At 31.8% G+C, this 13,649-nt stretch carries 14 protein-coding genes and 1 pseudogene; all 15 read left to right on the forward strand.

The window, feature by feature from the left end:
- The first annotated feature begins 2 nt into the window (after positions 1 to 2).
- On the forward strand, positions 3 to 431 hold the full coding sequence (locus KPF49_RS04220) for a DUF2487 family protein (protein WP_183674722.1): 429 nt from the start codon (positions 3 to 5) through the stop codon (positions 429 to 431).
- A gap of 137 nt (positions 432 to 568) precedes the next feature.
- Positions 569 to 1,069, forward strand: coding sequence for a Rieske (2Fe-2S) protein (locus tag KPF49_RS04225; protein ID WP_183674719.1), 501 nt, complete (start codon positions 569 to 571; stop codon positions 1,067 to 1,069).
- Between the two features lie 19 nt (positions 1,070 to 1,088).
- Positions 1,089 to 1,763 (forward strand): menaquinol-cytochrome c reductase cytochrome b subunit, encoded by a 675-nt coding sequence (gene qcrB / locus KPF49_RS04230; RefSeq protein WP_183674716.1) that lies wholly within the window; start codon positions 1,089 to 1,091, stop codon positions 1,761 to 1,763.
- 29 nt (positions 1,764 to 1,792) lie between these two features.
- Complete coding sequence (locus KPF49_RS04235) at positions 1,793 to 2,584, forward strand: menaquinol-cytochrome c reductase cytochrome b/c subunit (protein WP_183674712.1); 792 nt, start codon at positions 1,793 to 1,795, stop codon at positions 2,582 to 2,584.
- A gap of 55 nt (positions 2,585 to 2,639) precedes the next feature.
- Complete coding sequence (locus KPF49_RS04240) at positions 2,640 to 3,221, forward strand: DUF1405 domain-containing protein (RefSeq protein WP_183674709.1); 582 nt, start codon at positions 2,640 to 2,642, stop codon at positions 3,219 to 3,221.
- A gap of 54 nt (positions 3,222 to 3,275) precedes the next feature.
- Entirely contained in the window at positions 3,276 to 3,974 is a 699-nt protein-coding gene (locus KPF49_RS04245) for a zinc metallopeptidase (protein ID WP_183674707.1), read from the forward strand.
- 93 nt (positions 3,975 to 4,067) lie between these two features.
- Complete coding sequence (bshA, locus tag KPF49_RS04250; protein WP_183674704.1) at positions 4,068 to 5,204, forward strand: N-acetyl-alpha-D-glucosaminyl L-malate synthase BshA; 1,137 nt, start codon at positions 4,068 to 4,070, stop codon at positions 5,202 to 5,204.
- 2 nt (positions 5,205 to 5,206) lie between these two features.
- Positions 5,207 to 6,385, forward strand: coding sequence for a CCA tRNA nucleotidyltransferase (locus KPF49_RS04255; RefSeq protein WP_183674700.1), 1,179 nt, complete (start codon positions 5,207 to 5,209; stop codon positions 6,383 to 6,385).
- Positions 6,375 to 7,133, forward strand: coding sequence for a biotin--[acetyl-CoA-carboxylase] ligase (locus KPF49_RS04260; protein WP_183674697.1), 759 nt, complete (start codon positions 6,375 to 6,377; stop codon positions 7,131 to 7,133). The genes KPF49_RS04255 and KPF49_RS04260 overlap by 11 nt, the downstream gene beginning before the upstream one ends.
- 14 nt (positions 7,134 to 7,147) lie before the next feature.
- Positions 7,148 to 9,646, forward strand: a complete 2,499-nt coding sequence (locus KPF49_RS04265; protein ID WP_183674694.1) for a helicase C-terminal domain-containing protein — start codon at positions 7,148 to 7,150, stop codon at positions 9,644 to 9,646.
- A 32-nt stretch (positions 9,647 to 9,678) separates the two neighbouring features.
- The gene (locus KPF49_RS04270) at positions 9,679 to 10,863 is read left to right on the forward strand and encodes a pyridoxal phosphate-dependent aminotransferase (RefSeq protein WP_183674691.1); all 1,185 of its coding nucleotides are present in this window, start codon (positions 9,679 to 9,681) and stop codon (positions 10,861 to 10,863) included.
- A 59-nt stretch (positions 10,864 to 10,922) separates the two neighbouring features.
- Positions 10,923 to 11,519 (forward strand): DnaD domain-containing protein, encoded by a 597-nt coding sequence (locus tag KPF49_RS04275; RefSeq protein WP_183674687.1) that lies wholly within the window; start codon positions 10,923 to 10,925, stop codon positions 11,517 to 11,519.
- A 3-nt stretch (positions 11,520 to 11,522) separates the two neighbouring features.
- On the forward strand, positions 11,523 to 12,188 hold the full coding sequence (gene nth / locus KPF49_RS04280; RefSeq protein ID WP_183674684.1) for an endonuclease III: 666 nt from the start codon (positions 11,523 to 11,525) through the stop codon (positions 12,186 to 12,188).
- A gap of 52 nt (positions 12,189 to 12,240) precedes the next feature.
- Positions 12,241 to 12,777, forward strand: coding sequence for a helix-turn-helix domain-containing protein (locus KPF49_RS04285; protein ID WP_219490066.1), 537 nt, complete (start codon positions 12,241 to 12,243; stop codon positions 12,775 to 12,777).
- A pseudogene (locus KPF49_RS04290) lies at positions 12,777 to 13,634 on the forward strand (IS3 family transposase); the annotation flags it as partial. The gene KPF49_RS04285 and the pseudogene KPF49_RS04290, both read left to right, overlap by 1 nt.
- Positions 13,635 to 13,649 lie beyond the last annotated feature (15 nt).

A 13,649-nucleotide genomic window follows, 5' to 3' on the forward strand; every position in this document is an offset into this window, starting at 1 on the left:
TTATGTTATACAACTACCATGATTTATCATTAATTAAAGATGAAATTGAGTTTGTCGACACGGCGGTGATACCAGTCGTAGATGTTGATATTACCGATGGTCGTTTAGAGAATTCAAACAACATCGAACTTATGCAGCACGTATTATTTTTATTAGAAAAACAGCTGAAAGGTCGTCTATTAATTACACCATTGTTTTCAGTAATTAATAATGATTCAAGCAATGTAGTAAACTATGGTAACCAATTAAAAGACTTTGGATTTAAACATATCGTAATTTTAACTGTTAATAATAGAGATATTGAAGAGTTTGATCAAATTAAATTAAATAGTATACCACTTGAAAATTTTGAAGCAGATGTTATGCAATCACTTGTAAAAGATGAGATGACAAATGTTTTAAAACAAATTATTAAATTCTGGAATCAATAAAATGTACTTTTATAAAAATTAGAAAAGTTTGTCTAAAATATGAAAAGACTTGTTGACCATGCTTATCTAATAGGATAAACTTAATATGTCTTAGTTATTAATATAGAAAAGATTGTAAGTTTGAGGGGGGAAATGGAATGTCAAATAAAGTTACTCGACGCCAATTTCTAAACTATTCATTAATGGGTGTCGGTTCTTTTATGGCAGCCGGAATGATTCTACCAATGGGTAGATTCGCATTAGATCCATTATTCCAGACTGATGCTGAAGGTGACGAAATCGTTACAAGTGTTAAGGTTAGTGAAATAACAGAAGAACCTGAGAAGGTTGATTTCACATTTACCCAACAAGATGCTTGGTACGAAAGTGAAGTTACTAACTTTGCATGGGTCTATAAAGATGGGGACAAGCTTGTCGGATTATCGCCTGTATGTAAACACTTAGGTTGTACAGTTACATGGGCTGGAGATGATAATAACCCAGATATGTTCTTCTGTCCTTGCCATAACGGTCTGTATACTAAAGATGGTAACAACGTACCAGGGACACCTCCACGTGGACCACTTGATGAGTTCGAAGTTGGAGAAAAAGATGGATATATCACAATTGGTAAGAAAAAAGAGAACACGCTTGTTTGAGTAAAATAGGAGGGATTTTATGCTAAATCGTATTTACGATTGGATTGATGATAGAATTGATATCACTCCGATTTGGAGAGACATCGCTGATCACGAAGTGCCTGAGCACGTTAACCCTGCCTATCACTTCTCAGCATTCGTCTACTGTTTTGGTGGATTAACTTTCTTCATTACAGTAATTCAAGTTCTATCCGGTATGTTTTTAACAATGTATTACGTACCAGACATCGTTAATGCTTGGAACTCTGTTTATTATCTGCAAAACGATGTTGCAGCTGGTATGATTGTACGCGGTATGCACCACTGGGGTGCGAGTTTAGTAGTTGTAATGATGTTCTTACATACATTAAGAGTATTCTTTACAGGTGCTTATAAATCTCCACGTGAATTAAACTGGGTAGTAGGGGTATTACTATTCATGGTAATGTTAGGATTAGCATTTACTGGTTACTTACTACCATGGGATATGAAAGCATTATTCGCAACGAATGTTGGTCTTGATATTGCTGAATCAGTACCATTTATTGGTGAATGGATTAAAACACTACTCGCTGGAGATGCAGAAATTGTAGGCGCACAGACTCTAACAAGATTCTTTGCGATTCACGTATTCTTCCTACCTGCAGCATTGTTTGTATTAATGGGGATTCACTTTATCTTAATACGTAGACAAGGAATTTCAGGTCCACTATAGGATCTAATTTTTAGGGGAGGTAGAAATTAATGAAGCGCGGTAAAGGTCTTAAGTTTGTTGGAGACTCACGAATTCAAAGCTATGAAAAACCAAAGCTAAATCGCGACTACTCAGAATTCCCTGGTAGAACAGAAGAATTCTACCCAGACTTCTTATTAAAAGAATGGTTGACTGGTGCGGTATTCTTAGTTGGTTTTCTATGCTTAATCGTTGCTGACCCGGCACCTCTTGAGAGAATGGCTGATGCAACAGATACAGGTTATATTCCATTACCTGACTGGTATTTCTTATTCTTATACCAGATTCTTAAGTATTCATATGCATCTGGTCCATTTAACGTAGTAGGTGCAATTATTATTCCTGGTCTAGCAATGGGGGCATTACTATTAATGCCTTGGTTAGATACTTCAAAACACAGAAACTGGAAAAAACGCCCAGTAGCGGCAAGTTTAATGATTGTTTCAGTAGCTATTATTTTCTATGCAACTTGGGAATCAGTTGCATACCACGACTGGGAACAACAAGCTGAACAAGGTAAAATTGTGTTCTCAAACTTAGATTCTGATGATCCAGTATTCAATGAATTAATTCGTACGAACTGTACAAGCTGTCACGGAGGAGAACTAACAGGTGCATCTGGTCCAGACTTAGTAACTCCAGACCTTGATGAAGGCACTGTTAAAGCTTTCGTAGAAAACGGTACAGAAACGATGCCAGCATTTAAAGATACGCTGACTGAAGATGAGATTGATGAAATTTCTCAATTCATTGCTAACCTTGAACTTACAGATAAAAAGAACGCTGACAATACTGGTGAATAATTAAAATTTTACCCTCGATGCAAGACGCATTGAGGGTATTTTTATAGGTGACTTTATGACTCAGTTATTATACCAATTGATGTATAATCGAATATTTTTAATTATATTACTCATATCAAATTTTCTTGGTACAATTTATGGTTATTATTGGTATCATGGACAATTATCTGTAACAAAGTGGTATTTTTATCCATTTGTTCCAGACAGTCCAACAGCAACTCTATTTTTATGTATTGTAATTGTATCAATTCTCTTTAATAAAAAATACGGTTTAATAGATGCTTTAGCATTTACAACTTTGATTAAGTATGGTGTTTGGGCGGTCATTATGAATTTTCTATTTTTCTTTGAATTAAACATGATTACACCAGTTGGTCTCATGCTAATCATGTCTCATAGTATAATGGCGCTTCAAGCATTTTTATTTTTACCACATTTAGAAATTAAACCATGGCATTTTTATGTTACAGCGCTTTGGTTATTTCATAATGATGTAATCGACTACGTCTATATGCAGTATCCAAAATATGGGTCGTTAGATCGTTTTAGTGATCATATTGGATATTTATCATTTTGGTTAACGGTAATTGTTTTAGTATTGCTTAAAACGTTAGTACCAACTAAACGTTTGAATTGACTTTAAAATGCTTTCTAAAGTATGATGTATATTGAAGAATAGGAGAGTTGTTTTATGTTGATGTATATTATATATTTCGCTATTCTTTTAATTGTACCATTACTCGCTCAAATGAACGTAACCTCGACATTTAAAAAATATAGTCGAGTCCGTTCTACGAGCGGTTTAACAGGTAAAGAAGTAGCAGAAATGATCTTAAAAGAAAATGGTATTTATGACGTTGAAGTGTTACGTGGGAAAGGTCAACTTACTGACCATTATGATCCAGGTAAAAAAGTTGTTGTATTATCACCAGATAACTACGACAAACCATCGGTTGCTGGTACAGCAGTTGCGGCACACGAAGTAGGACACGCAATTCAACACGCAACTGGTTATATGTTTTTAAACTTTAGATCAGCAATATTTCCACTTGCACAATTTGGAAGTAATTTTGCGTTCTTCTTAATTATGGCAGGTATTTTACTCACTGCAGGAATGCAGGCATCTGGTCCAACACTAGGAACTTATTTACTCTGGGGCGGAATTGGTTTATTCGCATTCTCAGTATTATTCCAAATCGTCACATTACCAGTTGAATTCGATGCTTCAAATCGAGCGATGAAACAAATTCAGCGATTAAATATTGTGAATGAAAAAGAATACCGTCATGCTAAAAAGGTACTTAGTGCAGCAGCAATGACTTACGTGGCAGCAACAGCAACAGCTGTAGCTGAACTAGTAAGATTAATTTTAATAGCTAGAAATAACTAAAACTACTCAAATTATTGAGTAGTTTTTTTATTTCACAATAATCAATTTCTTTATTATACTTATATGGAACATTATTTAAAAAGGAAGATTTAAATGAAAATTGGAGTGACATGTTATCCAAGTGTTGGTGGAAGTGGGATTATCGCGACAGAACTTGCAATAGAAATGTCAAAACTCGGCCATGAGATTCATTTTATTGCTTCTAGTGTTCCATTTCGATTAATAGGTAATTATTCTAATATTTATGTACATACAGTTGAAATCAACGATTATAATGTCTTTAAATTTAGACCATACGACATTACCCTTGCTTCAAAAATTGCAGAAGTTATTGATTTACATGATTTAGATGTTATTCATATGCATTATGCGATACCACACGCTGTGGCGGGTATATTAGGAAATCAGATGTCTAAACGTAATGTTGGTATTATAACGACGCTTCACGGTACAGATATTACTGTTTTAGGTCATGATAGAAGCCTAGAACCTGCGATACGTTTTGGTATTGAAAATTCCGACGTAACGACGGCTGTGTCAAATAGCTTAAAACAACAAACTATTGATATGATTAAACCAAATAAAGATATCGAAACTATCTACAACTTTGTAGATGAAACTCGTTTCAATAGAAATAATTTAGAAGAAGTAAAAAGTCACATGAAACAGAGTCTTGGTATCGATCAAGACTCAAAAGTGATTATGCATTCATCTAACTTCAGAAAAATTAAAAACATAAAAACGATAGTAGAAGCTTTTTATATTATCCAAAAATCTGTAAAGAGTGATTTAGTTTTAGCTGGAGATGGACCTGAAATTGGTCCAGTCCGAGACTTAATCTACGAACTTGGTATAGAAGATAAAGTTCATCTCGTCGGTCAACAAACAGATGTTACATCATTTTATAAAATGAGTGACTTATTCATGCTATTAAGTATCAAAGAAAGTTTTGGCCTTGCGCTTTTAGAAGCAATGAATTGTGGTAGTGTACCTATCGGTTCAAATGCAGGGGGAATTAAAGAGGTTATTAAGCACGGTGAAACTGGTTATATAGTTGATGTGTACGACAAAGAAGCTGCAGCAGAACATGCCGTAGAGTTGTTAACGAATGAAACACTTTATAAAGATATGCAAGAAACAATGATTAAAGATGTAAGAGCTCGATTTGGAGAAAAAGAAATTGTCTCACAATACGAAGATATTTATAAATCAGTCATTAAGGAAAATTGATTATGAATCTTGAAGAAACTTTTAAAGAAGCAAATTTAATATTAGATACGCTACAAAAAAATGGATTTGAAGCTTATTTTGTCGGTGGATCAGTTAGAGATTATTTAATGAACGTAGACATTGGAGATATCGATATTACTACGAATGCACTCCCAGAAGATATTCAAAATATATTTCCACGTACCATTGACGTCGGAGTTGAACATGGCACCGTGATTGTCGTTATAAATAAAACTCCATTTGAAGTGACAACTTATCGTACCGAGACAACGTATTCAGATTATAGAAGACCGGATTCAGTGTCTTTTACAACATCTATAAAAGAGGATTTAGCACGTCGTGACTTTACAATGAATGCAATTGCTATGGATCGAATGTTTAAAATTTATGACCCGTACAACGGACAATTATCAATTAAAAATAAAGAAATTATAACAGTTGGAGATCCATATGAACGTTTTAATGAAGATGCATTAAGAATGCTTCGTGCAATTCGTTTTGTATCACAATTAGATTTTAAATTAAATAAAAGTACATTTAATGCAATCTCACAGCTTGCTTCTAATGTAAAGTACATCTCAGTTGAACGTATCGTACAAGAATTAAAAAAACTTTATAGTGGCGTAAATGTATCACATGCGAAAAGCTTATTAATTCATTCTGAAATACTTAATTTCTTACCTTATTTTAATAAGTTAGATATAGATTATGTTAAAAAAACAAATGTACATTCACTCATCAATGAAATTATCATTCAACAAATATTGAACGAAAATAATCATTTTGAAAATGAGTTAAAGCTTTCGAATGATGAAAAAAATAATATCAAGGATTCATTAAGACTTTATAAAAATCTATCTGAAAATGAATCACCAATTATACTCGCATATAATTATACTGAACATGATATATTAAATTTAAAAAATATTATTAATGATAATAATTTTTTAAACCAACAATATTTAAAGCAAATCAACGATATACTATTAGAAAAGAAACGACTAATGATTAGAAGCAAGAAAGATCTTGCTGTTAACGGTAATGACCTAATGAAAACATTAAATAGACGTGGAGGCCCTTGGTTAAAAGAGTTAATTTCAGAAATTGAAAGAAATGTTTTATTTAATAAATTAGACAATAATTATGAGTCTATTATTGAGTGGGTGAAAGATGAATATTAAAAACTCTGTAAAAGTTGCATCGGAAAATAGTAAATACTTTAAATCACTAATATTTAAAGATACCATTAGTTCAACTCAAACGATTGCTAAAGAGGAATTAAAGAATTATAAAGACGAATTTTTAGTTGCAGCACTCACTCAAACTGATGGTGTTGGTCGATTTAAAAGAAATTGGGAGTCTCCGAACGATAAAGGATTTTACGGATCATTTGTATTTAGACCTAATGTAAGTAGAGAAAAACTCATAGAGTTTAACTTATTTATAGCACTCGCAATAACTAAAACTATTGAATCTTTTATCGATTACGATATAAAAATTAAGTGGCCAAATGATATTTACATTGAAGGTAAAAAAGTCTGTGGTTTTTTAACAGAAATGATTAAAGAAAAGGAACAGCTTTCTATCATTTGTGGAATAGGAATTAACTTATTTAATGAGCGGTCTGAAGTAGAAAAAAAAGAGTCGATTGAACGATTTGCGAATGATACATTTAATGTAAAAGATTTTGTTAATGATTTAATTCATAATATTGAAAAGTATTATGAATTATTTTTAAGTAAAGACTTTAAGTCTATTAGAAATGAGTATATAAGTTATTCCGTCGTATTAGGTAATAGAATTAAAATTACGACGCCAAGCGAACAATTTTATGCAAAGGCAATTGATATCGATGATAATGGTATACTTGTAGTAATTAATGATGATGGCTATATAAAAAAAGTCATCAGCGCAGATATTGAAGAATAGAGTTGTGATTTTTTATGTTAGACAAGCGATTTGCTGTTGTAGATTTAGAAACGACTGGTAATAATCCATATAAAGATAAAATAATTGATTTGAGTATTGTGTTTGTTGAAGGTAATAAGATCGTTGGTGATTACAATCACTTAATTTCTGACGCTGACGATATACCTTCCTTTGTGACAGAGCTCACTTCAATTACTTTAGAAGATATTAAATCAGGTGTAAAGTTTAGCGATATTAAAGATGAAGTGTATGAATTACTCGCTAACTGCTGCTTTGTTGCTCATAATATTGAATTTGATTTAAATTTTTTAAAAATTGCTTTTAAAGAAGTAGGAATTAACTTTAAGCCTAATTTGGCAATAGATACGGTGGAATTATCAAAAATATTTTTTCCAACATTAAACTCGTATCAACTTGGTGCTTTATCAAAATCTTTAAATTTGACGTTAGATAACGCACATCGTGCATATGACGATGCTAAAGCAACGGCAGAGCTTCTTATTAAAATTATAAATAAAATTCAAAGTTTAGACCGACAAACGATGATACGTTTATATAATATTTCTAAATCATTAGACACAAATGTCAGTGAATTATTATTTGCATCGCTAAGTGAGAACAACCATAAAGATGCATCATTTTTAGTAAAATCTTTAAGCATTAAAGAAGTTAAAGAAGATCAGCATATAGAATCTCATATAACAATCGAGTCATTATACGAGAACTTTTTAAAAATAAATCAATTTAAACATCGTGATGATCAAATCAAGTTAATCTATACAATTTATAACAGTTTAAAAGAAAATAAAGCACTCGCTTTAGAAGCATATACTGGTCTTGGTAAAACTGAAGCTATATTAATTGCGAGCATTGCGTTTAGTAATGAGACAAATCAACAAATTTTAATTTCAACGAGTAAAAAGATATTACAAGAGGAAATGTATTATCGTAGTTTAAAGCGTTTATTAAAAGCATCAAATTTAAACAAATTACCTATTGCGATGTTAAAAGGGAAGTCAAATTATATCAATTTAAATACGATGCTTAAATTGCTTGAATTTAAAGATGACAATTACGAAATTATAATTCTTAAAATGAAATTACTTGTATGGCTGACATCCACAAAAACTGGTGACTTAGGTGAAGTCTCATTAAAAGGTCCTGAAAAACTCTATTATGACACTGCACATTATCAAATCAGTGATTATGATCAATACTTTTATAATCGTGCGGTAGATCATGCTAAATCTAGTCATATATGTATTACGAATCATTATTTTATGCAAGAGTGTCTAACTGAAATGGATAGTAATTATTTGATTGTCGATGAAGCCCATCAAGTATTAAGGGCAGTAAATAGTCAAAATGAAACAGTCTATAAATATATGGATTTAAAGTTTTTATTATCACAAATTGGAGCGAACAATAAGGATCGTATTTTAAAAGATTATTTAGACCATAATCATTATGAGAAAAAAGATTATTTAATTAGTATGCTTAGTCAGTTAAATAAAACAATTGATGAAGCATTTGCTCAATTAAATCATCAAAATATAACCTTGGCAACAACACAGTTTACACATATTTTAAATTTAATTGACATCATTTTAAGTTCAATATTAAATACTGAAAACTATGAGTCCTTATATAATTATCTCCATCATTTTAAGCTAAAAATACATGATATTGTAAAACATTTAAAAAGCAATGAATATCGATTAATTACTGATAAAAACTTCCAAAAGACAACACTTTTAGTTAATAATCAGTCTAAAGAATTGTTGTACAGCGATTTAGAATCTTTAAAAGGTCAATTACTCATTTCTGGTACGTTAGAAGTCAATGAGTCATTTAATCATTTAGACGAATGGTTTAATGGTGAATTTGACACGAAAATTATTAAAAATGATAATCTTTTTGACAGTGTCAATTTATTTATACCAAATGATGTTCATGACTTAAATGATAGAGAAGCATATATTATAGACCTTGTAGATTATATCTCAATGTACTACAGTATTCGACAAGAAAAGATGATTGTATTATTTACAAATTATAAGTTATTAAACGACGTCTATCAGTTTATCATTGAGAGTGAATTGTTTGATTTCCCGATATTAAAACAAAATAAAAATGATTCAGCAAATAAGTTATTACTTCAATATAATCAGCTTCAAAACTGTTTATTACTTGCGACAGAAAGTTTTACTGAAGGGATTAATTTTGAAAATCTAAATGATCGTACAATCTTTTTAACAAAATTACCATTCCCCGTACCAACTGGTGATGGATTTAGGCATTTCTATAAAAAAGATTTACCAGATGCAGTATTTATGTTTAGACAAATTTTAGGACGTCTTAAACGTAATGAAAATGACAGTGGTAGAATCATTCTTTTTGATAATCGATTACTCAATAAGCCATATAAAAATGCCTTTTTAAAGTATTTTGAGGAAGAAAATATCATTTATGACGATAGGTCTGCTTTCAATGATATGTTAACTAGATTATAATAAAATTATTAACCATTTAGGGGGAGAATATTGTGCAAATTTCAAAAAGAATGGATCTATTACAACCAAGTCCAACAATTGCCATTTCAAATTTAGCACGTGATTTAAAAGCAGAAGGTAAAGATATCATAAGCCTCTCTGCTGGTGAACCTGATTTTAATACTCCAAAAGAAGTCATCGACTCAGCATATGAAGCAGCCTTAGAGGGACAAACTAAATATGCTGCAACAACAGGTATCTTACCACTACGTGAAGCAATTAAAAACAAAATGAAAAAAGATAATAATCTCGATTACAGTGTAGATGAAATTTTCGTTGGTAGTGGTGCAAAGCAAGTATTATTTAATATTTTTCTAGCGATATTAAACCCTGGAGATGAAGTTATAATTCCATCGCCGTACTGGGTATCTTATATCGATCAAGTAAAATTTGCTGAAGGAACACCAGTCGTTGCTAAAACAACAAGTAAAACAAACTATAAATTAACACCAGAAATATTAGATAATCATGTTACGGATAAGACTAAAATTTTAATTTTAAATTCTCCAAACAACCCTACAGGTGTTATCTACAGTAAAGATGAATTAAAAGCACTCGCAGATTACTTAGAAGAGAAAGATATTATCGTCGTTTCTGACGAAATTTATGAAGTATTAGTTTATGAAGGCAAACATTATTCAATTGCTGAAATGAGTGAGAAAATGAAACAAAACACCGTTGTTGTAAATGGTGTCAGTAAATCTCACGCAATGACAGGGTGGAGAATCGGATATGCATGTGGCGACAAATCTCTTATTAAAGCAATGTCTAAATTACAGAGTCAATCAGTATCTAGCGTAACAACACCTGCACAGTTTGCTGCAATTAAAGCTTATAATTTAGAAGAGACATACTTAAAAGATTACAATGAAACGTTTAAAAATCGCCGAGATAATGCGTATAAAGAAATTCAAAAGATTCCATACATCACATGTGTAGAACCAACTGGAGCATTTTACTTGTTCCCTGAAGTAAAAGAACTCGTCGAAAAATGTAACTTTGAAAATGTAGACGCGTTTGTAGAAGCACTTTTAAAAGAGAAACACATTGCATTAGTTCCAGGATCAGCATTTGGTTCTCAAGATAACATACGTATTAGTTATGCATTAAGCGAAGATAAATTTAATGAAGCGATGCGTCGTCTTAAAGAGTTTGTAGAAGAACATTCAAATAATTAATAAAAAAAGAGATATTAGCCACTAATATCTCTTTAATTATTATAAGTAGGAGAATTTTAATGAATGAATATATAAAATTTATTCGTATTTCTGTGAATAAGCTTTTAATTGATCATTATGCTAAAATCGGGCTTGATGAAAAACTTACAATTTTACTAATTCGATTAATTGAATATAGTAATGACGGCAGTAAAGAGATTTCTTTTGACGATATTATCGAAGGTTCAACGTTTACACCTGAAGAGCTATCCATACTAATTCAGAAATTAATTAAAGAAAACTTTATCAATATTAATACTAAAGTTATTGATGGGAAGCATATTGAAACATATGACTTTAATCCGCTTTATAATAAGCTAGAAAATGTCATTATGAATAAAAAAGAATCTACGTATACTGATAATGATATCAAAAACTTATTTCAATACATTGAAAAACTATATGGTAGAACGCTTGGACCTAGTGAATATGAACGTATGACAGCTTGGCTGAGAGATGATGGCTATAGTACCGAAAATATTAAAGAGGGCATAGATATCGCATACAAAAACAATGTAACTTCACTAAGTTATGTGGAGAAAATACTCCACAGTATGAAAAAAGAAGATACAAACGAGCCAAACGTTCCATTTATAAATTGGTTAGAAGGAGATTAAACATTGTTAAGTAAAAAGAAGACGATGGAAGCATTAGATATCATTCACGACATGTTTCCTGAAGCTGAAGCTGAGTTAAACTATAGTAATGAATTTGAGTTAACTATTGCAGTATTATTATCCGCTCAAGCAACAGATATATCAGTAAATAAAGTCACTGATCACTTATTTCAAAAATATAAAACACCAGAAGATTATCTCAATGTTCCATTAGAAGAACTGGAAAATGATATAAGAACGATTGGATTATATCGTACAAAAGCTAAAAATATTCAAAAGTTATGTCGTGACTTAATTGATAAGTTTGATGGTAAAGTACCAACAAATTACGATGAACTAATTACACTTGCAGGTGTAGGTCGAAAAACTGCAAACGTTGTTTTAAGCGTTGCATTTGATACACCAAGGATTGCCGTCGATACTCATGTTGAACGTGTCTCAAAACGCCTAGGTATCGCAAGATGGAAAGATAACGTGACTGAAGTCGAAGAAACATTAATGAGAAAAATACCTATGGATAGATGGAGTAAAGCTCATCATCAACTTATTTTCTTTGGGAGATACCACTGTTTAGCTAGAAATCCAAAATGCTTTGATTGTCCACTATTGTATATGTGCCGAGAAGGTCAAAAAAGAAAGCGTAAACTAGAAAAAGAAAAAGCAAAGTAGCGCACGTGCACTGACCCCCTAAATCCGGACACGGATTTAGGGGGTTATTCGTATGTCAAAGTATAGTTATGATTTGAAGTTAGAAATTATAAGAAGATATGAAGAAGGTTTTGGAGCAATCATTCTTTCAAAAGAGTTTAATATAAGCCATGACACGATCAACAATTGGATAATGGCTTATAATCTCTATGGCGAAGTTGGTTTAAAGAAAAGTTTATCTAAAACACGTTATTCTGGTGAGTTTAAGTTATCCGTATTAAAATATAGGATAAATAACGAAACTTCCTATTCAGAAACAGCTCAAGTCTTTGGAATCAAGAATCCATCTACAATAGCTGGTTGGCAGCGAAAGTATGATTTGGAAGGCTTTAGTGGTTTGTGTGGTACTTTAGGAAGACCTAGAAAACGTGAGGGAACGACTATGCCTAAGAATAACGATGAACCAAAAGAACTATCAAAGTCTGAGAGAGAAGAACTTATTGAACTAAGAGAAAGAAATGAGTACCTCGAAGCAAAACTGCTTTACCAAAAAAAGTTGGATGCCTTGCTTCGGGAAAAGCGTGCTCAAACAAAGAAAAGACGCAAGTAGTACTAGAAGTAAGGCAAATTAAAACAGAAGTTAAACTGAGTACTTGGTTAGAGATTTCTGAGTTACCAAGATCTTCATTTTATGAATGGAAAGAAAAATTAAATCAGGTAAATGAATCTGAGCAGCGATTAGTTCAACAAATACAATCCATCATTCAAGAATCTAGATTTACTTACGGCTATAGAAGAGTTGTACTCGCACTAAAGAATCTAGGTATTATTGTGAACCATAAAAGAGTGCTCAGACTTATGAAGAAGTACAATTTATTGTGTACGAAATTCACAACAAGAAGTAGAAAGTATAGTTCGTATAAAGGTGAAGTTGGAAAAATTGCAGATAATGAGCTAAACAGAGCATTTAACGTAGATCAGATGAATGAAGTTTATGTCAGTGATGTAACTGAGTTCAAAGTGGACAACTCAGATGTAAAAGTGTATCTCTCACCCATTATGGACTTATATAATAGTGAGATTGTGTCATTCAGTATCTCTACATCACCTACAGTAAAATTTACTTGTGAGTCCCTAGAGAAAGCTATTAAGAAGCTGCCTATAGAGCATAATCTCATGATTCATACAGATCAAGGGTTTCATTATCAGCATGTCAAATGGACACAATTACTAGAGCAGAATAATATCAAGCAGAGTATGTCTAGACGTGGAAATTGTTTAGATAATTCACCTATGGAGAATTTCTTTAGTTTGCTTAAACAAGAAATCTATTACGGTGTTAAATATCAAAATGTTCAAGAATTAATCGAGGCATTAGAAGAATATATTGATTGGTACAACAACAAAAGAATAAAAGAGAAATTAAATGGCCTGTCTCCTGTTCAATACAGGAAACAAGCCATATAAGAATTCACGGACAAG

This window comes from Nosocomiicoccus ampullae (assembly GCF_019357495.1).
In the GTDB taxonomy this organism is placed as follows: Bacteria; Bacillota; Bacilli; order Staphylococcales; family Salinicoccaceae; genus Nosocomiicoccus; species Nosocomiicoccus ampullae.

Excerpts from the sequence above, each read along its gene's own strand:
- KPF49_RS04275 (WP_183674687.1), top strand. The coding sequence starts at position 10,923 with ATGAATGAATATATAAAATTTATTCGTATTTCTGTGAATAAGCTTTTA.
- KPF49_RS04240 (WP_183674709.1), top strand. The coding sequence starts at position 2,640 with ATGACTCAGTTATTATACCAATTGATGTATAATCGAATATTTTTAATT.
- qcrB (WP_183674716.1), top strand. The coding sequence starts at position 1,089 with ATGCTAAATCGTATTTACGATTGGATTGATGATAGAATTGATATCACT.
- KPF49_RS04225 (WP_183674719.1), top strand. The coding sequence starts at position 569 with ATGTCAAATAAAGTTACTCGACGCCAATTTCTAAACTATTCATTAATG.
- bshA (WP_183674704.1), top strand. The coding sequence starts at position 4,068 with ATGAAAATTGGAGTGACATGTTATCCAAGTGTTGGTGGAAGTGGGATT.
- KPF49_RS04235 (WP_183674712.1), top strand. The coding sequence starts at position 1,793 with ATGAAGCGCGGTAAAGGTCTTAAGTTTGTTGGAGACTCACGAATTCAA.
- KPF49_RS04255 (WP_183674700.1), top strand. The coding sequence starts at position 5,207 with ATGAATCTTGAAGAAACTTTTAAAGAAGCAAATTTAATATTAGATACG.
- KPF49_RS04285 (WP_219490066.1), top strand. The coding sequence starts at position 12,241 with ATGTCAAAGTATAGTTATGATTTGAAGTTAGAAATTATAAGAAGATAT.
- KPF49_RS04220 (WP_183674722.1), top strand. The coding sequence starts at position 3 with ATGTTATACAACTACCATGATTTATCATTAATTAAAGATGAAATTGAG.
- KPF49_RS04260 (WP_183674697.1), top strand. The coding sequence starts at position 6,375 with ATGAATATTAAAAACTCTGTAAAAGTTGCATCGGAAAATAGTAAATAC.
- KPF49_RS04245 (WP_183674707.1), top strand. The coding sequence starts at position 3,276 with ATGTTGATGTATATTATATATTTCGCTATTCTTTTAATTGTACCATTA.
- KPF49_RS04265 (WP_183674694.1), top strand. The coding sequence starts at position 7,148 with ATGTTAGACAAGCGATTTGCTGTTGTAGATTTAGAAACGACTGGTAAT.